At 63.2% G+C, this 16,788-nt stretch carries 19 protein-coding genes; 13 read left to right on the top strand and 6 right to left on the bottom strand.

All coding sequences use genetic code 11. The features are described 5' to 3' along the window. Nucleotides 1-88: 88 nt before the first annotated feature. Entirely contained in the window at nucleotides 89-967 is an 879-nt protein-coding gene (locus KY379_RS08245; protein ID WP_261239649.1) for a LysR family transcriptional regulator, read from the top strand. Between the two features lie 3 nt (nucleotides 968-970). Here KY379_RS08245 and KY379_RS08240 read toward each other — a convergent pair whose 3' ends face one another. Then, entirely contained in the window at nucleotides 971-1,426 is a 456-nt protein-coding gene (locus KY379_RS08240) for a flavodoxin (protein WP_133329669.1), read from the bottom strand. Between the two features lie 104 nt (nucleotides 1,427-1,530). Between KY379_RS08240 and KY379_RS08235 the strand changes: the two genes are divergently transcribed. Both KY379_RS08235 and KY379_RS08230 read left to right on the top strand, forming a co-directional pair. Further along, nucleotides 1,531-1,959: a PAS domain S-box protein gene (locus tag KY379_RS08235; RefSeq protein WP_261239650.1), complete on the top strand. Its 429-nt coding sequence runs from the start codon at nucleotides 1,531-1,533 to the stop codon at nucleotides 1,957-1,959. Between the two features lie 59 nt (nucleotides 1,960-2,018). Continuing rightward, on the top strand, nucleotides 2,019-2,636 hold the full coding sequence (locus tag KY379_RS08230; RefSeq protein WP_261239651.1) for a hypothetical protein: 618 nt from the start codon (nucleotides 2,019-2,021) through the stop codon (nucleotides 2,634-2,636). Here the strand turns inward: KY379_RS08230 and KY379_RS08225 are convergent. Then, a complete protein-coding gene (locus KY379_RS08225; RefSeq protein WP_261239652.1) occupies nucleotides 2,621-3,556 on the bottom strand; it encodes a MerR family transcriptional regulator in 936 nt (311 codons plus the stop codon). The two genes, KY379_RS08230 and KY379_RS08225, sit on opposite strands and share 16 nt — an antisense overlap. A 164-nt stretch (nucleotides 3,557-3,720) precedes the next feature. Here KY379_RS08225 and folM point away from each other — a divergent pair, with 164 nt between their 5' ends. Genes folM through KY379_RS08210 form a run of 3 tightly spaced genes read left to right on the top strand, consistent with a single transcriptional unit; the run spans nucleotide 3,721 to nucleotide 5,065 of the window. Further along, on the top strand, nucleotides 3,721-4,425 hold the full coding sequence (gene folM / locus KY379_RS08220; protein ID WP_133329657.1) for a dihydromonapterin reductase: 705 nt from the start codon (nucleotides 3,721-3,723) through the stop codon (nucleotides 4,423-4,425). A gap of 9 nt (nucleotides 4,426-4,434) precedes the next feature. Beyond that, the gene (locus tag KY379_RS08215; protein WP_133329655.1) at nucleotides 4,435-4,731 is read left to right on the top strand and encodes a DUF1244 domain-containing protein; all 297 of its coding nucleotides are present in this window, start codon (nucleotides 4,435-4,437) and stop codon (nucleotides 4,729-4,731) included. After that, nucleotides 4,724-5,065, top strand: a complete 342-nt coding sequence (locus tag KY379_RS08210; protein ID WP_133329653.1) for a HopJ type III effector protein — start codon at nucleotides 4,724-4,726, stop codon at nucleotides 5,063-5,065. The genes KY379_RS08215 and KY379_RS08210 overlap by 8 nt, the downstream gene beginning before the upstream one ends. Nucleotides 5,066-5,092: 27 nt before the next feature. Here KY379_RS08210 and KY379_RS08205 read toward each other — a convergent pair whose 3' ends face one another. From KY379_RS08205 to fabV, 3 genes are all read right to left on the bottom strand, one after another. Further along, nucleotides 5,093-6,001 (bottom strand): alpha/beta fold hydrolase, encoded by a 909-nt coding sequence (locus KY379_RS08205; RefSeq protein ID WP_133329651.1) that lies wholly within the window; start codon nucleotides 5,999-6,001, stop codon nucleotides 5,093-5,095. A 63-nt stretch (nucleotides 6,002-6,064) separates the two neighbouring features. After that, nucleotides 6,065-6,751, bottom strand: coding sequence for an N-acetyltransferase (locus tag KY379_RS08200; protein ID WP_196171503.1), 687 nt, complete (start codon nucleotides 6,749-6,751; stop codon nucleotides 6,065-6,067). Between the two features lie 157 nt (nucleotides 6,752-6,908). Continuing rightward, nucleotides 6,909-8,120, bottom strand: coding sequence for an enoyl-ACP reductase FabV (gene fabV, locus KY379_RS08195; protein ID WP_133329645.1), 1,212 nt, complete (start codon nucleotides 8,118-8,120; stop codon nucleotides 6,909-6,911). Nucleotides 8,121-8,446: 326 nt separating this feature from the next. Here fabV and KY379_RS08190 point away from each other — a divergent pair, with 326 nt between their 5' ends. Then, complete coding sequence (locus KY379_RS08190) at nucleotides 8,447-9,625, top strand: acetyl-CoA C-acetyltransferase (protein ID WP_261239653.1); 1,179 nt, start codon at nucleotides 8,447-8,449, stop codon at nucleotides 9,623-9,625. A 195-nt stretch (nucleotides 9,626-9,820) separates the two neighbouring features. On the opposite strand, the gene metE is transcribed toward KY379_RS08190, so the two are convergent. Beyond that, nucleotides 9,821-12,127 carry a 5-methyltetrahydropteroyltriglutamate--homocysteine S-methyltransferase gene (gene metE / locus KY379_RS08185; RefSeq protein ID WP_261239654.1) on the bottom strand — a complete coding sequence of 769 codons (2,307 nt, stop codon included), beginning with the start codon at nucleotides 12,125-12,127 and terminating at the stop codon, nucleotides 9,821-9,823. 219 nt (nucleotides 12,128-12,346) lie between these two features. On the opposite strand from metE, the gene KY379_RS08180 reads away from it, so the two are divergent. From KY379_RS08180 to KY379_RS08155, 6 genes are all read left to right on the top strand, one after another. Further along, nucleotides 12,347-13,903 (top strand): methylenetetrahydrofolate reductase C-terminal domain-containing protein, encoded by a 1,557-nt coding sequence (locus tag KY379_RS08180; RefSeq protein WP_261239655.1) that lies wholly within the window; start codon nucleotides 12,347-12,349, stop codon nucleotides 13,901-13,903. A gap of 88 nt (nucleotides 13,904-13,991) precedes the next feature. After that, entirely contained in the window at nucleotides 13,992-14,954 is a 963-nt protein-coding gene (locus KY379_RS08175) for an arsenic resistance protein (protein ID WP_261239656.1), read from the top strand. Between the two features lie 103 nt (nucleotides 14,955-15,057). After that, nucleotides 15,058-15,354, top strand: coding sequence for a DUF3144 domain-containing protein (locus KY379_RS08170; protein ID WP_133329634.1), 297 nt, complete (start codon nucleotides 15,058-15,060; stop codon nucleotides 15,352-15,354). Nucleotides 15,355-15,485: 131 nt separating this feature from the next. After that, nucleotides 15,486-15,986 carry a hypothetical protein gene (locus KY379_RS08165; RefSeq protein WP_261239657.1) on the top strand — a complete coding sequence of 167 codons (501 nt, stop codon included), beginning with the start codon at nucleotides 15,486-15,488 and terminating at the stop codon, nucleotides 15,984-15,986. Nucleotides 15,987-15,996: 10 nt separating this feature from the next. After that, entirely contained in the window at nucleotides 15,997-16,239 is a 243-nt protein-coding gene (locus tag KY379_RS08160) for a hypothetical protein (protein WP_261239658.1), read from the top strand. Between the two features lie 195 nt (nucleotides 16,240-16,434). Further along, a complete protein-coding gene (locus KY379_RS08155; protein WP_261239659.1) occupies nucleotides 16,435-16,785 on the top strand; it encodes a metalloregulator ArsR/SmtB family transcription factor in 351 nt (116 codons plus the stop codon). Nucleotides 16,786-16,788: the final 3 nt, after the last annotated feature.

The following is a 16,788-nucleotide window of genomic DNA, read 5'->3' as shown; positions in this document are numbered from 1 at the left end:
CCTCGACACGCTCGCATTGTAAAATCTACCCACCTAGGCCAGAAGCGAATTGTTAGACTGAACGCCATTCCATAATGGAATTCAAAGCATGGAATTCAAACAGCTGCGAAGCTTCATCGAAGTGGTGCACCGCGGGGGCTTCACCCAGGCGGCGCAAACACTGCACATCAGTCAATCGGCCGTGAGCAAGCAAGTGGCCCAACTAGAGCAAGATGTGGGCCAGCCACTGCTTGAGCGCCAGGCATCGCACCTGCACCTGACGGCAGCCGGACGCATCGTCCTCGAACGCGGCGAGGCATTGCTGCGCCAACGCCAGGCACTGCTCGCCGAGCTCGATGACCTCAGCCAGATGCTCCGTGGTGAACTGCGCCTGGGCTTGCCGATGCTGGGCAGCGATGCCTTGTTCGCCGGATTGTTCGCCGAGTACCGACGGCGCCATCCGAACATCGCCATCCAATTGCTCGAAGGCGGCAGCCGCAGTGTCGAGCAAGCAGTGCGCAGCGGCGAATTGGAACTGGGCGGCAGCCTCACGCCCAGCGACCCGGATTTCGACTACCAGCCGTTCTGCAACGAACCGCTGGACGCTCTGCTGCCAGCCGATCACACCCTGGCCAGCGGTGCCGACGTGGCCCTGCGGCAATTGGCCGATACGCCGTTTCTGTTGTACCAACGCAGCTTTGTGCTCAACGACCGCCTGCTCAAGGCTTGTCAGCAGCAGGGTTTCACGCCCCAGGAAGGTGGGCGCAGCGGCCAGGCGGACTTTCTCGCGGCGCTGGTCGCCGCAGGCCAGGGGGTGGTGCTGCTGCCCCGGGTGGTGGCACAGGCGCTGGAACGCCCCGGAGTGGTGCGCGTGCCGCTGCGCGCGCCAGACGACCTGCGCTGGGACATCGCCTTCATCTGGCGGCGGGGTGCCTATCTATCGCGGGCGGCCCAGGCCTGGTTGGCGCTGTTGCGAGAACAGGGCTGAAGCTCAGGTGCGCAGCGCCTGGGCAAACTCGGCCAGCCAGGGTTCGGCATCGGCTTCGGGGGTGACGGTCTCGCTGGCATCCAGGCGTAACATGGGCAGCACTTCCCGCACCCCCATCTCGGCAAACAATTCACGCACCTGTTCGCCCCCGCCGCAGTAGGTGTCGCCATAGCTGGAATCGCCCAGGGCGAGCACCGCGCCAGGCAGGCCGCGCCAGGCGGCTGGCAAGGTGTCGCGCAGGGTGCTGTACAGCGGCATGAGGTTGTCTGGCAGCTCTCCCATACCGGTGGTCGAAGTCACCACCAGAACAGCCTCCGGGGCGAAGCCTTCGATGTCCTGCTGGGTTGTCCGTGCAGCGTGCCAGGCGTCGAAACCCTGAGCCTTGAGCAGACCCTGGGCGTGGCGTGCGACTTCTTCGGCGGTGCCATAGACCGAACCGGAAATAATGGCGACTTTCATGGGTGAGAGGATTCCGAAACTGACCAAAAACGTAGGATACTAGCATCCGCGGCTGGCAAAAGGCCGCCTCTACCAAAGTCCCCCACTCGCCCAATGGCACGAACATGATCAATGCACACCTGCTGCAATCAATGGTCGATGCGTCCAACGATGGCATCGTGATCGCCGAACAGGAAGGCGACGACACCATCCTGATCTACGCCAATCCCGCTTTCGAGCGCCTGACCGGCTATAGCCTCGACGATGTCCTCTATCAGGATTGCCGCTTCCTGCAAGGGGACGACCGCGACCAGCTGAGCCGCACCCGCATCCGCAAGGCCCTGGCCGAGGGTCGCCCGTGCCGTGAAGTGCTGCGCAACTACCGCAAGGATGGCAGCCTGTTCTGGAGCGAACTGTCGATCACTCCGGTTCGCCATGAAGGCGATCAATGCCTGTACTACATCGGCATCCAGAAGGACGTCAGTCGCCAGGTCGAGTTGGAGCGACAGCTGGCCGAGTGCCGCGCCGGCGGTAAAACCGACGAACGCAGCTGAACCAAACCGATCGGGCACGGTCCATGCCAAAGAAGAAATCGTCACCGCAGAGTTCGATCATGCACGCAGAAGCGCTCCTGACCCAGGACGAACTGGATTTCATCCAGGACATGCAGCACATGCCGCAACTGAACCAGACCGACCCCATGGCCGGCCTGCTGGTCAATGGCGACCGCCGCATCCAATCGTTGTTGGCCCGCCTGGTGGCCAACGAGCAGGTCACCCTGCAGGCACAGTTCAACAATCAGCAGATCAGCTTCCCGCTGCAGTTGGTCGAAGACGAATTCCACGCGGTACACCTGCAACTGGGCTCACCGGAAATCTACGAGGACGGCCCGCTGCTGCGCGCCTGGCGGTTGTCGATGGATGAACCCAGCGCCTTGCTCGACGTCAATGGCCAGGCCAGCGGCCTGTGGGTACGGGATATTTCCTTCCGCGGTGCGCTGCTCGAAGTCCGCGGACTGCCAGAGGCCCCAGCGCAGTTCGAACTGCACTTCGCTCCAGCCGGCATCCCAGCGGTCCTTCTGCGTGGCGAGTTGCGCCGGCGCATTGGCCCCGACCTCGCTGCCTATGACCTGAGCCCGACCCGGGCCGGCGAAGTCGAGCGGCTGCGCGACTATATTCTCCAGGCCCATCGTCAGGCGCACCCCGAGCTGCACGCTCAGCTGTCTAGCTGACCCGCCATACAGCGCGCCAGGCGTCGGCGCATCAACGCGCCCTCGGCGCCAAGGCAAGCCACCGGACTGCCAGCCACGCTTTCCTGGGCCATTTCCGCCGCCTCACCGGCCAATAACACCGGGCAGTCCAGGGTTGCCAGCAAGCGCGCGAGACGTTTGTTCAGCGCCACGCCAGGCGACTGGTTGGAGAACAGGATCAGTGCATCCGGCTTGAGCCACTCGCAGACCAGCGCCAGCTCGTCCATGGGCTGCCCAGACGACAACGGCATGACCTCGATTTCATCCCCACTCAACTGCAGGCTGGCCACCAGCAGCTCCAATTCCCGGCATTGCCCGCTCAAGGGTGCCAGCACGACCCGTTGAGCACGCGAGTTGTGCAATAACTGCAGCCTGGCCTGCACACGGGTACGCAGGAACTGGTCGAGAAACAGCCATTCGCTGGCTTGTCCGAAAGTGCCCTGCGCAGCCGCCAGGCCATGCCAGACCGGCATGAATACCTCGGCGAACACTTGGTCGAGGGTGTGGCTGGCGAATACCTGGTCGAACAAACTGCCAAGCTGCGCAGAATCGAAGCGCCGCACCACTTCGCGCACTTGCGCCTGCAGGCGCAGCGCGGCGGGGCCGTGGGCGGGGCCGGCGTCGAGGCGAGCGCGATCACGGGCGAGGATGCTGCCCACCTTGCTCACCGTGACGCCACGCTCCAGCCAGCCGAGAATGCGTCGGATGTCTTCGATATCGGCTTGGGAATACAGGCGATGACCGCTGTCGGTACGGGTGGGCTGGATCAGCCCGTAGCGCCGCTCCCAGGCACGCAGGGTGACCGGGTTGACACCGGTGAGCCGAGCGACTTCACGAATGGGAAACAGGTCCTGGCGCTCCAGTTCTGCCTCATCGAGCACGGCCGAAACCTGGTTGTTCATCTACCTGGCCTCCTGTACACGTGAATGGGAAGGGTAGTTTACTACGTCGGTTCACGTCGCAGGGCCGAATCGCTGACGCAGCCCCCTGCCAGGCCATACAAGAGGGAAACAGTTCGGGTATGCTGGGTCATCGATGAAACGACAGACAAGTTGACCGCCCCGACATGAACAGCCCAATCCTCATCACCGGTGCCAGCCAGCGTGTCGGCCTGGCCCTGGCGCTCGAGCTGGCGCAGGCCGGCCATACCGTGGTTACCGCCAGCCGCACCGTGCAAGCGCAACCGGTCCACCCGAACATCGTGCAGTTCCAGGCCGACCTGTGCCAGGCCGGCGACCGACAGGCCCTGATCGACCACCTGCTCAGCCATTACGATGGTTTGCGCGCAGTCATCCACAATGCTTCGCTGTGGCTGGACGACGGCCTGGACAACCTCGAGACCATGTTCCGCCTGCATGTCGAGGCGCCCTACCACCTCAACCTGGCGCTCGGCGAGCTATTGGCCAAGACCGGCAAGACGGCTGGCAAGGCGGATATCATCCACATCTGCGACGAGACCTCGTCACGGGGCAGCAAGAGCCACATCGGCTACGCTGCGACCAAGGCGGCGTTGCAGAACATGGTATTGTCCTTCGCTGAAAAGTACGCGCCGCTCGTGCACGTCAACGGTATCCTGCCCGGCCTGCTGATCCTCAAGGAAGGCGGCGACGAGGCCTACCGCCAGCAGACCCTGAAGAAGGCCTTGCTGGAATTCGAACCCGGCGCCGGCCCCCTGATCGAAACGGTCCAGTACCTGCTAGCCAGCCAGTACAGCACCGGCAGCCAGGTGGTCATCAACGGTGGCCGCCACCTGAAGAACCGCATGACCTGAGAGAACACCATGACCTCCCAACAACAGCTCGAACTCGAAGCCGCCGCGTTCCGGCGCCTGGTCGAACATCTGCAGAACCGTACCGACGTGCAGAACATCGACTTGATGAACCTCTCCGGCTTCTGCCGTAACTGCCTGTCCAAGTGGTATAAGGCCGCTGCCGACGAGCGTCAGATCGACCTGAGCCTGGATGACGCACGTGAAGCGGTGTACGGCATGCCTTACGCCGAGTGGAAATCCCAATACCAGAAAGAAGCCAGCGCCGAGCAACAAGCGGCGTTCGAAAAAGGAAAACCGCGTGACTGATCTGAACACCCTGCGCGCCAGCCTGGCCAGCGGCCAACATGTCTTCGCCGACACCCTGGCCTTCATTGCCGCGAACTACAGCTACCAACCTCAAGCGTTCAACAACGGCGGCGTGGAAAATGCTGCCGGGCAGAATGAAGGCTCGTGCAAGACCCTGGGCCTGGCCCTACTGGAAGGCCTCAGCGACCAGGAGGCCCTGCTGGCCTTCGGCGAGCATTACCGCAGCGTGCAGGCCACCCCCGAAGGCAGCGATCACGCCAACATCCGTGCCTTGATCCAGCACGGCCTGGCCGGCGTGAAGTTCGCCGCCCAGCCGCTGTCGCGCAACGCCTGATGCTCCAAGGGCCGGTGCTGGCACCGCTCAGGCGATGACCTGCCCCGGCCCTCCCGCCTGCAGTTCGCCACGCTGCAACCATTGCAGCGCAATCGGCCATAGGCTGTCGCGGAAGCGATCGTGGAAGAATGCGAAGTGCCCGATCTCGCCCACTGAGATATCCACAGGCGCAAGACGCAGGTGCACTGGCCCGGCGTGGGCCAGGTAACTCAGCAGGCGCTCCGTGGCGGCCACCGTGCCGAACGGGTCGTCTGTCAGGCTGATGGCCAGGGTCGCGGCGCTGACGTGGACGAACGGCGCGGCTGGCAGCAGGCGCCCGCTGGGCCGCCGTTCGTAACGCGGGGTGCGCGTGGTCCAATCCCGTACCACGCCGGCAGGTGTGTCTTCCATCCAGCCCAGGCGCTTGCCGGGGAAATACCCGAACATCCCGGTGAGCAGCGGCATCAACACATGCCATTTACCCAACAGCCGCCAACGTTGATCGGCGGCATAGTCGCGCCAGTAGGCAAACTGCGCGCCCACCATCACCACCCGCCGCACCTGATGCGCCGAAGGCGCCAGGCCGACTGCGCAACCGCCGAAGCTGTGCCCCACCACATCTACCGGTTGGCCGGGAAAGTGCTGCTCGGCATACGCCAGCATGGCTTCGAAATCCAGACGCCCCCAATCGCTCCAGGACGCCTGGAAACCGCGCAACGAATCGGGACGCGACTCACCTATGCCGCGGTAGTCATACGTCAGCACGTCGCAGCCTTGGGCGAACAGGAAGTCGGCAAAACGTGAATAGTAGCGGCAGCGCACCGAGGTGGCGGCATTGATGATCACCAGTGGCCGCTGGGGGTCGTGTGCCGCATGCCGCCAGCAGAAGCCGCCGAGGCTATAGCCGTCGGCGGCGGGCTGGCGAAAAGGCGTGGCGGGTTGGTTCAGGCTGCTCATGGCGCGCACTCGTTCGTTGTGCGCCAACGCTAGCATCAAACCCTGGAATGGGTCACTGGGTATTCAAGCACTGGGCAATGCCCGCGCCACGCCCGGCTTGCGCAGTACTTCCAGGCGCGAGCCGTGGTAGCGGGTTTCGCGAAACAGCTTGAAGCGTCCGAACAGGCCGTAGACGTGCATCACCCGTCCCTGCTCGTGGTAACCCATGCGCAGATGTAACTTCATGGCGGGCACGTTGTGCGTCTCGACTACGTCCACCACCTTGTGACAGCCCTTCTCGCGCATGGCGTTCCACAGTTCGACCTGGGCGGTGACCGACAGCTCGCTACCAAAGTAGCGGCGGATCATCTCGCCGCCGAATTCGAAGAACTCGCCCGGCTTCACCGGGAAGGTGCAGCCGTAGTAATGCTTGTCGTGATAGTCGACCACGCTGGCCCAGATGAACGCTACTGCATCGCCCTGCTCGTCCAGGTACATGTGCCCGGTGTGGCCGTCGGCTGCCAGTTCGCGCATGGTTTCGACACGGTCGCCGAAGTGCCGGGCGAAGGCATCGGCGTTACCTGGAGTGATCTGCACCAGCGTCACTGGCGGATGCTCTTTGAGCGTGCAGGGCGGAACCGGCGTGATCAGATCACGCTCCATCCAGAGCAATTCCCAGTGGAAGAACACATAGCGTTCGAACAGCGTCTTGAAAGTACGCTTGAGCCCTTTGCGCTTGATTCGCTCTTGAAGTTGACGCAGTACACGCATGCACGCCTCCTCGGCCCCGGCGTTATTGCCCAGCCCCAAGAAGCGGTATAGATGGCGGCCATATCAATTAGCCAGCAGCAGAAGTGTTGCAGAATGTTAACGGAGTTGGAACAAAACCGGACACCTGAGCAAAACAGGTGTCCGGTCAAAGACTTGCTTACAGCTCGACGCAGTCGAACCGTACGTCGGTCGCCACATCTTCGTCGTAATTGACGTCAGCACGCTCGAAGCCGAACAGGTTGAGGAACTGCTTCTTGTAACCGGCGTAGTCGGTCAGCTGGAACAGGTTCTCGGTAGTCACCTGTGGCCACATGGCCTTGCAGGCGTCCTGAACGTCGTCACGCAGTTCCCAGTCGTCCAGGCGCAGGCGCTGCTTCTCGTCGACCTCGGCCGGCTGGCCGTCGGCACGGTACATGCGCTCGCGGAACATGCGGTCGAGCTGGTCCTGGGTGCCTTCGTGCACACCTTTTTCCTGCATGATCTTGAAGACCATCGACAGGTACAGCGGCATCACCGGAATGGCCGAGCTGGCCTGGGTCACTACCGATTTGAGCACGGCCACGTTGGCGCCGCCCTTGACTTCGCTGGCCAGCTTCTGGTCCAGACGCAGCGCGGTCTCGTCCAGATCCTGCTTGGCTTGACCCAGAGCGCCGTGCCAGTAGATCGGCCAGGTGATCTCGGTGCCGATGTAGCTGAAGGCCACGGTACGGGCGCCTTCGGCCAGCACGTCAGCGCCGGCCAGGGCGTCGATCCACAGCTGCCAGTCCTGGCCACCCATGACGGTGACGGTGTCGGCGATTTCCTGCTCGGTGGCCGGCTCGATGCTGGCCTCGATGATGGTGTCCTTGTTGGTGTCGATGGCGGTCGACTTGTACGGCTGGCCAATCGGCTTGAGCGCCGAGCGCACCAGTTCACCGGTCTGTGGCAGCTTGCGCACTGGCGAAGCCAGGGAGTAGATCACCAGGTCGACCTTGCCGCCCATGTCGTTCTTGATCAGCTCGATCACCTTGGCCCGGGCTTCGTCGGAGAAGGCGTCACCGTTGATCGACTTGCTGTACAGGCCCTCGGCCTTGGCGAACTTGTCGAACGCGGCGGCGTTGTACCAGCCTGCGGTGCCGGCCTTGGTCTCGGTGCCAGGCTTTTCGAAGAACACGCCCAGGGTGTCGGCCTTGAAGCCGAAGGCTGCAGTGATACGGGCTGCCAGGCCGTAGCCACTGGAAGCACCGATGACCAGGACCTTCTTCGGGCCATCCTCGCGCACGCCCAGCTTGCGGGTGGCTTCGATCTGGTCACGGACGTTGAGCTCGCAGCCCTTCGGATGGGTCGTGGTGCAGATGAAACCGCGGACCTTAGGATGAATGATGGCCAATGTCTGTACCTCGTCAGGTTTATGCCGGGGAAGCGCCGCCAGCGGCGATTCCGTTTGATCAGAGGGTGAGACTACCCCCGCAGGTTATCCGACACATATTAAGGGCTGACGGGGGCGATCGAAAGCGCGGTCGCCTCGATGCGACACCGCTGGGCGCCTGATGCCCATGCGGACTCGGGCCTCTTCGCCGCCCGATCACGGGCAGGATTGATTGGTTTTTCACATCAATCGTGCAGAAAAACAAACTTAACAAATCAGCCAAACCCATCGATGCTGGCGACATACCGCGCCCTCGCGGCGCACCACCCTGCACGGAGAACAACAACATGAACGACGTGGTCATCGTCGCCGCAACCCGCACCGCCATCGGCAGCTTCCAGGGCGCCTTGGCCAACGTACCTGCCGTCGACCTGGGTGCAGCGGTGATCAAGCAGTTGCTGCAGCAAACCCAGCTGGACCCGGCGCAGGTCGATGAAGTGATCCTCGGCCAGGTGCTCACCGCCGGTGCCGGACAGAATCCGGCGCGCCAGGCCGCGATCAAGGCCGGCCTGCCCTACAGCGTACCGGCGCTGACCCTGAACAAGGTCTGCGGCTCGGGCCTCAAGGCCCTGCACCTGGCTGCCCAGGCCATCCGCTGTGGCGATGCCGAGGTGGTGATCGCCGGCGGCCAGGAAAACATGAGCCTGTCGCCCTATGTCCTGCCCTCGGCCCGTACCGGCCAGCGCATGGGCCATGGTCAGCTGATCGACAGCATGATCACCGACGGCTTGTGGGATGCCTTCAACGACTATTACATGGGCATCACCGCCGAGAACCTGGTCGAGCAGTACGGCCTGACCCGTGAACAGCAGGATGCGTTCGCCGCCGAGTCGCAGCGCAAGGCCGTGGCCGCCATCGAGGCTGGGCGTTTCAGTGATGAGATCACCCCGATCGTGCTGCCGCAGAAAAAGGGCGAGCCGAAGATTTTCGCACGCGACGAACAACCCCGCGCCGACACCACTGCCGAGTCCCTGGCCAAGCTGCGTCCGGCGTTCAAGAAGGACGGCAGCGTGACCGCCGGCAATGCCTCTAGCCTCAACGATGGCGCGGCGGCGGTGCTGATGATGAGCGCGGCCAAGGCCAAGGCCCTGGGCCTGCCGGTGCTAGCCCGCATCGCCGCCTATGCCAGCGCTGGCGTGGATCCGGCGATCATGGGCATCGGCCCGGTTTCGGCGACCCAGCGCTGCCTGGACAAGGCCGGTTGGGCCCTGGCCGATCTGGATCTGATCGAGGCCAACGAAGCCTTCGCCGCCCAGGCGTTGTCGGTAGGCAAGGCGTTGGAGTGGGATTCGACGCGGGTCAACGTCAACGGCGGGGCGATCGCCCTGGGTCACCCGATCGGCGCCTCGGGTTGCCGGGTCCTGGTGACTCTGCTGCACGAGATGATCAAGCGCGATGCCAAGAAAGGCTTGGCCACGTTGTGCATCGGCGGTGGCCAAGGCGTGGCACTGGCGATCGAGCGCTGACTGGCACCGGCGTTGCCGGTGTTCGCGGGGCAAGTCGGGGCGCCGAACCGCCGCTCACACAGATCTATGCAGGTTTCAAGAACCATGGGGTACCTGTGGGAGATCTATGCAGGTTTCAAGAACCATGGGGCACCTGTGGGAGCGGGCTTGTCCCGCGAACACGGGCGAAGCCCGTGCCATCCAGCGCGGTCCCCGTCAGGCCAGCGCCGCCCGCAACTCCCGCGCCGCCGCGACCATGTTCACCAACGCCGCCTCGGTTTCGGCCCAGCCGCGGGTCTTCAGCCCGCAATCAGGGTTGACCCACAACCGCTCGGCCGGAATACGCTGTGCCGCCTTGCGCAGCAGCGCCACCATCTCTTCGCGGCTAGGCACCCGTGGCGAGTGGATGTCATACACCCCCGGCCCGATCTCGTTGGGGTAGGCAAAACGCTCGAAGGCCTCCAGCAACTCCATGTCCGAACGGGATGTCTCGATGGTGATCACATCGGCATCCATCGCCGCGATCGACTCGATCACATCGTTGAACTCGCTGTAGCACATGTGGGTGTGAATCTGCGTTTCATCACGTACTCCAGACGCACACAGGCGGAACGCTTCGGTGGCCCACTCCAGGTATTGCGCCCAGGCCCCCCGGCGCAGTGGCAGGCCCTCACGGAACGCAGCTTCGTCGATCTGGACGATGCGAATACCGGCAGCCTCCAGGTCGACCACCTCGTCGCGAATCGCCAGCGCCAGCTGCCGGGCCTGCACTTCGCGGCTCACATCCTCACGCGGGAACGACCACATCAGCATGGTCACCGGACCGGTCAGCATGCCCTTCATCACTTTGCTGGTCAGGCTTTGGGCGTACTTGATCCACTCCACTGTCATGGCCTTGGGGCGACTCAGGTCAGCGAAGATGATCGCCGGTTTCACACAACGCGAGCCGTAGCTCTGCACCCAGCCGAAGCGGGTGAACAGGTAGCCATCGAGCTGCTCGGCGAAGTACTCGACCATGTCGTTGCGCTCGGCCTCGCCGTGCACCAGCACATCCAGGCCCAGGTTCTCCTGGATCTGCACGGCATGGCGGATCTCGCTGTGCATGGCCTCGACATAGTCGCCCTCGGTCAGCTTGCCCTGTTTGAAGGCCTGGCGCGCCAAGCGAATGGCCGAGGTCTGCGGGAACGAGCCGATGGTGGTGGTCGGGTAGGCCGGCAGATTCAGGCCCGCGCGCTGCTTGGCGATGCGTTGCGCGAAGGCCGAGTGACGCTGGCTGTCGGCGGGCTTTATGGCGGCCAGGCGCGCCTGCACGGCAGGCTTGTGAATCCGTGGCGAGGCCGCGCGGCTGGCCTGAATGGCGCGACTGCGCTCGAGGGCAGCGACCACCTGGGCAGCGTCTGGCTGATCGATCGCCTGGGTCAGCAACGCCACCTCCTGACACTTCTGCACGGCGAAGGCCAGCCAGCCCTTGAGCTCGGCATCGAGCTGATCTTCACGGGTCAGGTCCACCGGGCTGTGCAGCAGCGAACAGGACGGCGCGACCCACAGACGCTCACCCAGGCGCTCGGCAGCGTGTTGCAGCACGGCTAGCGCTTTTTCCAGGTCGCAGGCCCAGACGTTGCGACCGTTGACCAGTCCCAGGGAGAGGATCTTGTAGGCCGGCAGACGGTCGAGGATGGTCGGATACTGATCAGGCGCACGCACCAGGTCGATGTGCAGCCCATCGACTGGCAGGTTGGCCGCCAGGCCGAGGTTTTCCTCCAGGCCGCCGAAGTAGGTGGCAATCAGCTTTTTCAGCGGTGCACGCTGCAGGATGTTGTAAACGCGCTCGTAGGCGTTTTTCCATTCCTGCGGCAGGTCCAGCACCAGGATCGGCTCGTCGATCTGCACCCATTCCACGCCTTGCGCAGCCAGGCGGTTGAAGATCTGGTCATACAGCGGCAGCAGGCGATCGACCAGGTCCAGCTTGTCGAATTCGCTACCCTTGGTCTTGCCCAACCACAGGTAGGTCAGCGGACCGATCACCACCGGCTTGACCGCATGTCCCAAGGCCTTGGCCTCCTCGACCTCGTCGAACAACTGCTCCCAGCTCAGGGCGAAGGTCTGGTCTTCGGTGAATTCGGGGACCAGGTAGTGGTAGTTGGTGTCGAACCATTTGGTCATTTCCTGGGCATGGGCCCCGCCGCAGCAACCACCGGCACCGTGACCGGCAACAGCACCACGGGCCATGGCGAAGAGGGTTTGCAGGTTGGGCTTGGCGCCGTCGTGGTCACGGAAGCGCTGCGGGATCACGCCGAAGGTCAGCGAGTGAGTCAGTACCTGGTCGTACCAGGCGAAGTCTCCGACCGGCAACAACTCGATGCCGGCATCCTTTTGCACCTGCCAATGGCTGGCACGCAGCTCGCGGCCAACCGCACGCAGGCCGGCTTCATCGAGCTCGCCCTTCCAGAAGGCTTCCTGGGCCTTCTTCAGCTCGCGGTCGCGGCCGATGCGCGGAAAACCCAGGTTGTGTGCCAGTGCCATGTCTTGTCCCTCAGAATGCGTGAAAATGATGAGGGCAATTGTCTGCGTGTCATCATCTTGAGACAAACTCATTTATTTTGAGATGAAATCAAGTTCCATTCATGATCGAATAGCCGGGTCGATGTCTCGTTCAGAGCACCACCTTGCGCCCCCGGACAACCCTTCGAGCCCACGCCCAACGGACAATGCAACCCTGACCCGACCAGGTGATACAGCGCCATGAGCTTGCTGAGAACCGCGCTGCACGACCGCACCTTCGTCTGTGTGATGGAGTTCGTGCCCAAACCTAGCGCTGAGCGTTTCGCCGCCATGCAGGCGATCATGGATCGCCGGCAGCTGTGCGGCTGGCCGCTGACCGTGGCCATCGGTGACCGTGTGGCCAGCGCCCTGGACCTCTCTCCGCTCGATGCCTTGGACAGCTTCGCCACGCCGTTGCCGGCCCTGCCGCATTTCTCCGGCAAAAACCGCGAGCGCCATGATCTGCTGGCGCAACTGCAGCGCATGCAAGCTAGCGGTCAGGAACAACTGCTGATTCTCACTGGCGACCGCTTGCCCGGCCACCAACCCGGCGAACGCCCGGTGCGCTACCTGGAGTCGGTCGCTGCGTTGCAGATCGCCCGCCAGGCCGGCCCGCACCTGCTCCTGGGCGCCGCACTCAATCCGTTCAAATACCGCGAGGAAGAAGGCGGCGCACAGTACTGCAAGGCTGAGAAAAAACTCGCCGCAGGCGCTGACTTCCTCACCCTGCAACTGGGCTTCGACGCCGGCAAGCACCACGAAGCCCTGCAATGGATGCAGCGTCAGGCCCAACCCAAGCCGCTGCTGGCCTGCCTGATGAGCCTGACCCACGGCCGCGCCGCGATGCTCGAACATGTCGCGGGGGTGACGGTGACGCCATCGATGCTGGACATGCTCGAAGCCGAGGCAGCCGTCTCCAAGGCCTACGCCCAGGCCCGCAGTGTCGATCGCCTGGCCCTGCAGATCATCGGGGTCAAACTGATGGGCTACGCCGGGGTGCACCTGTCGGGCATTCACGCACTCGAGCAACTGGTTACCCTTGAGGCACGCCTGGAACATTGGCAAAACCGTCTGCACACCCTCGAACAGTGGGCCCCTGAATGGGCGGCGAGCTGGCAGATGCCGGGCCTGCCCGCCGTGACCTTTCACCCGCCGGAAGGCAACTGGCGTTTGGGCGAAACCCGCAGCAACGCCTCGTTCAAGGAAAAGGCTCGTTACCATCTGCTGCACGGCGCGCATGCGCTGTTGTTCAGCCGTGACAACTGGTTAAGCAAGACCTTTGGCTGGGCGGTACGGCAACCGTTGTGGGCCACCGCCACTGGCGCTCGCGTTTTGCACCGTCTGGAACGCAGCGCCAAGCGCCCACTGGTGGGTTGCGACACCTGTGGCCGCTGCCGCCTGGAAGACACTCTGTACATCTGCCCGGAGACCTGCCCCAAAGGCCTGGCCAACGGCCCCTGCGGCGGCACCACACTGAACCGCTGCGAGTTCGGCGACCGCGAATGCATCCACAGCGTCAAGTACCGCACTGCCGTGGCGGTGAGGCAAACCGCCGTGCTGACGCAACGGCTGATCCCCTGCATCAGCGCCGAGAGCCGCCACCAGAGTTCGTGGCCGGTGTGGTTCGATGGTGCGCAGCTACAGCACAGCGCACCGTCAAGCATAGGGCCGATGCTACGGCAGGATGCGAGCGTAAAAGCTGGATCGTCCAACCCAGGCAAAAAGCGAAGCAGTGAGGCCCTCGCCGAAACAGGATAGTGATAACGACCTTACTAGTGTTGCGCCTGAGCGCATTCGAGTCATTATCCTGTGCACACGCTTTTGACCTCGGCACAGGATGTCTCTTTTGACCCGCGACCAACTCGAAACCCGGCAAGTCCCGATCTACTTCGCCGCCGTCATCGCGGCCGCGGCTCTTGGCATGCTGGCCCCTGCCGCCGCCAGCCATTTGCAAGCCTGGGTGACCCCAGCGATCGCCGTTCTGATGTATGCGATGTTCCTGCAGATCCCGTTTCTCGACCTGCGCCAAGGCGTGGCCAACCGCCGGTTCATGGCCGCGTTGCTGCTGGCCAATTTCGTGCTGGTGCCGTTGCTGGTCTGGGCGGCTACCCGCAGCCTGGTCGAACACCCGGCGCTGCTCATCGGCGCCCTGTTGGTGCTGCTGACCCCGTGCATCGACTACGTGGTGGTGTTCACCCTCATCGGCAAGGGCGATGCGCGCCTGACCCTCGCCGCCACGCCGGTGCTGTTGCTGCTGCAATTGCTGCTGCTGCCGGTGTACCTGACTTGGATTCTCGGCGACAGCGCTACCGTGGCGCTGTCGATCAAACCATTCGTGGAGGCCTTCGTGCTGTTGATCGTGGTGCCGCTGCTGCTGGCCGTGCTGACCAGCGCCAGCGCTCGCCGTCATCGCCCTGTCGCGGCCTGGAACGCGGCCTGGGCATGGATGCCGGTGCCGGCGATGGCGCTGGTACTGGTGGCGGTGATCGGCTCGCAGATCGCGGTGGTGCTGCACGATTTCGACAAGCTGTGGCCGGTGATCCCGGTGTACCTGTGCTTCATGCTGCTGGCCCCGCTGCTCGGCCTGATATCGGCGCGGCTGCTGCGCCTGCCGGTGGCCCAGGCGCGTTCGGTGACCTTCAGCGCGGCGACGCGCAATTCGCTGGTGGTGTTGCCGCTGGCGCTGGCGCTGTCTGAAGACCTGCGCACGCTGGCGGCAGCGGCGGTGATTACCCAGACATTGGTCGAGTTGGTCTTTGAGCTGGTTTACGTGCGCGTGGTGCCGGTCGTGGTGCGCACTACGGAATGATTGCCGACCAGGCGGGACTTTCGCGGGAAAAGCGCAGCGGGTTAGGCTTTATCGGTTCAACTCCCGACCCAGCATCACACCCATTGCCAGACAGGTACCCGTCATGACCCAACCCACCGACCAGGCCTTCTATGACCGCGCTGACGCGCACATCCAGCTGGCCAACGAACAGATCGAAAAACTCGAAGATCTCGGCCGGGTCAGTGCTTCCACGACCTTCGCCGCCGCACGCTTCAACGCCTGGATGAGTGCCCGTAGTTTCAAGTCGGCGGCGCAGATGGCCGAGGCCAAGGCAGAACTGATGAAGTACTTCTGCGAACAGTATCGGCTGATGCTCGAAGACAATCTCGACGAGCATATCGAGCAGTTCGACCGCTATGTGCTGGGCAAGGAAGGCTAGGCGCGGCTCACGGAGAGGTCATTGACGGCTTCACGCCCAAGGTCGCGGGGCAAGCCGTCATTGAATAACGCTTGCTCCCAATTGGTCCACCGCATGAACACCCCGCTCTTCTGGCACGAATGGAAACGCGCATGAAGTTAGAAAAGACCACACAATACAAGACCCAGGAAGGAATCGTATTCCACCTTTCGCAGCTCACCGTCATGAAAAGTGACCGTGGCCGACTGAGCGAACTGCACGTTGGTGAAGCGAAACGTGCCCATTATCAAGTCACTAGTTTGATTGTCGATACGTACGACCGAATGCAGGCCCGGAATCTGCCATGCCTGTTGACAATTCGTATTTCAGACCCTTTGACCCGGCAGCAGGCTGACGCCATCAACACCCTGCGCGCCAACGTCGCCAAAGGCATTGCCTCTGCCTCGGGCGGCGCAGCCGGTGCAGTGGGCAAGTTGGGAGGTCCTATCGTTGGCTGGGTTTCGGGGGCAATCGTCACGTCAGGTATCAACTGGTACCTCAAGGGCGCCCTGCCTACCTTGCACGCAGGCGATGTGCTGGTCAGCATCGAGGGAGAGGTCCAAGGCGGGATTGGTCCACAGCGCTCATCCGTGACATTGGTCATCAAGGTCTAAGGAACGGCACATGCCCTACATCATACAAACCGTCATCCTCCTGGGGTTGGGCGTACTCCTCGTCCAATGCCTGAAGCCGTACCCACTGCGCAAGTGGCTAGGCGTGACGCTACTGGCAGTGGGGGTAGTCGGAAGCTTCACGTTCAGCCAGCAGCAGGTGCTGGGCTTCGACCTGGAGTTGTTGGCGTTACTGGCCGTGCCAATGGGTGTAGTGCTGTTCCTGACGCGACGGCGGTTCGTGGCGACGGATTGAAGCCCGTGTCGCTAGGCCCAGCGTTACTCAGCTCGCCAAGAGGGCACTTCGGCTTGAAAGTCGTCTCGGTCGACATCAGGCTGGTCGACCGGACCGAGTCGAAGTGTTCACACTGACTTGAACAGGCAGCGTTCCCATCGCACATAATATATGCGTTAATTCGCATATACGAACTTACGAACATAGAGCCCCACCATGCCCCTCTCCCCTCCCGCTGTGTTCAAGTGCCTCGGTGATGAAACCCGGGCGCGGATCATGCTGATGCTGTTCGCCGAAGGCGAATTGTGCGTGTGCGAGCTGATCTGGGCACTCGATGACAACCAGCCGAAAGTCTCCCGCCACCTGGCCCAGCTTCGCGCCTGCGGACTGCTGGAGGATCGCCGTCAGGGCCAGTGGATCTACTACCGGCTGCATCCGGAACTGCCCGAGTGGATCAGCAACGTGCTCCAGGCCACGCTCGAGGCACATCGCAATTGGGTGCACGGCGACCAAGCGCGCCTTGCCTCCATGGAAGGGCGCCCGGTGCGCCAGGTTTCGTGCTGCTGAGGT

Source organism: Pseudomonas sp. HD6422, assembly GCF_025377065.1.
Taxonomy (GTDB): domain Bacteria; phylum Pseudomonadota; class Gammaproteobacteria; order Pseudomonadales; family Pseudomonadaceae; genus Aquipseudomonas; species Aquipseudomonas putida_U.
This window is presented reverse-complemented; position numbering and strand designations above follow the sequence as displayed.

Coding starts and splice junctions, on each gene's coding strand:
- KY379_RS08200 (WP_196171503.1), bottom strand. CDS start 6,751: ATGCGTGTACTGCGTCAACTTCAAGAGCGAATCAAGCGCAAAGGGCTC.
- KY379_RS08190 (WP_261239653.1), top strand. CDS start 8,447: ATGAACGACGTGGTCATCGTCGCCGCAACCCGCACCGCCATCGGCAGC.
- folM (WP_133329657.1), top strand. CDS start 3,721: ATGAACAGCCCAATCCTCATCACCGGTGCCAGCCAGCGTGTCGGCCTG.
- KY379_RS08160 (WP_261239658.1), top strand. CDS start 15,997: ATGCCCTACATCATACAAACCGTCATCCTCCTGGGGTTGGGCGTACTC.
- KY379_RS08235 (WP_261239650.1), top strand. CDS start 1,531: ATGATCAATGCACACCTGCTGCAATCAATGGTCGATGCGTCCAACGAT.
- KY379_RS08215 (WP_133329655.1), top strand. CDS start 4,435: ATGACCTCCCAACAACAGCTCGAACTCGAAGCCGCCGCGTTCCGGCGC.
- KY379_RS08225 (WP_261239652.1), bottom strand. CDS start 3,556: ATGAACAACCAGGTTTCGGCCGTGCTCGATGAGGCAGAACTGGAGCGC.
- KY379_RS08245 (WP_261239649.1), top strand. CDS start 89: ATGGAATTCAAACAGCTGCGAAGCTTCATCGAAGTGGTGCACCGCGGG.
- KY379_RS08205 (WP_133329651.1), bottom strand. CDS start 6,001: ATGAGCAGCCTGAACCAACCCGCCACGCCTTTTCGCCAGCCCGCCGCC.
- KY379_RS08230 (WP_261239651.1), top strand. CDS start 2,019: ATGCACGCAGAAGCGCTCCTGACCCAGGACGAACTGGATTTCATCCAG.
- metE (WP_261239654.1), bottom strand. CDS start 12,127: ATGGCACTGGCACACAACCTGGGTTTTCCGCGCATCGGCCGCGACCGC.
- KY379_RS08240 (WP_133329669.1), bottom strand. CDS start 1,426: ATGAAAGTCGCCATTATTTCCGGTTCGGTCTATGGCACCGCCGAAGAA.
- KY379_RS08170 (WP_133329634.1), top strand. CDS start 15,058: ATGACCCAACCCACCGACCAGGCCTTCTATGACCGCGCTGACGCGCAC.
- KY379_RS08155 (WP_261239659.1), top strand. CDS start 16,435: ATGCCCCTCTCCCCTCCCGCTGTGTTCAAGTGCCTCGGTGATGAAACC.
- KY379_RS08165 (WP_261239657.1), top strand. CDS start 15,486: ATGAAGTTAGAAAAGACCACACAATACAAGACCCAGGAAGGAATCGTA.
- KY379_RS08180 (WP_261239655.1), top strand. CDS start 12,347: ATGAGCTTGCTGAGAACCGCGCTGCACGACCGCACCTTCGTCTGTGTG.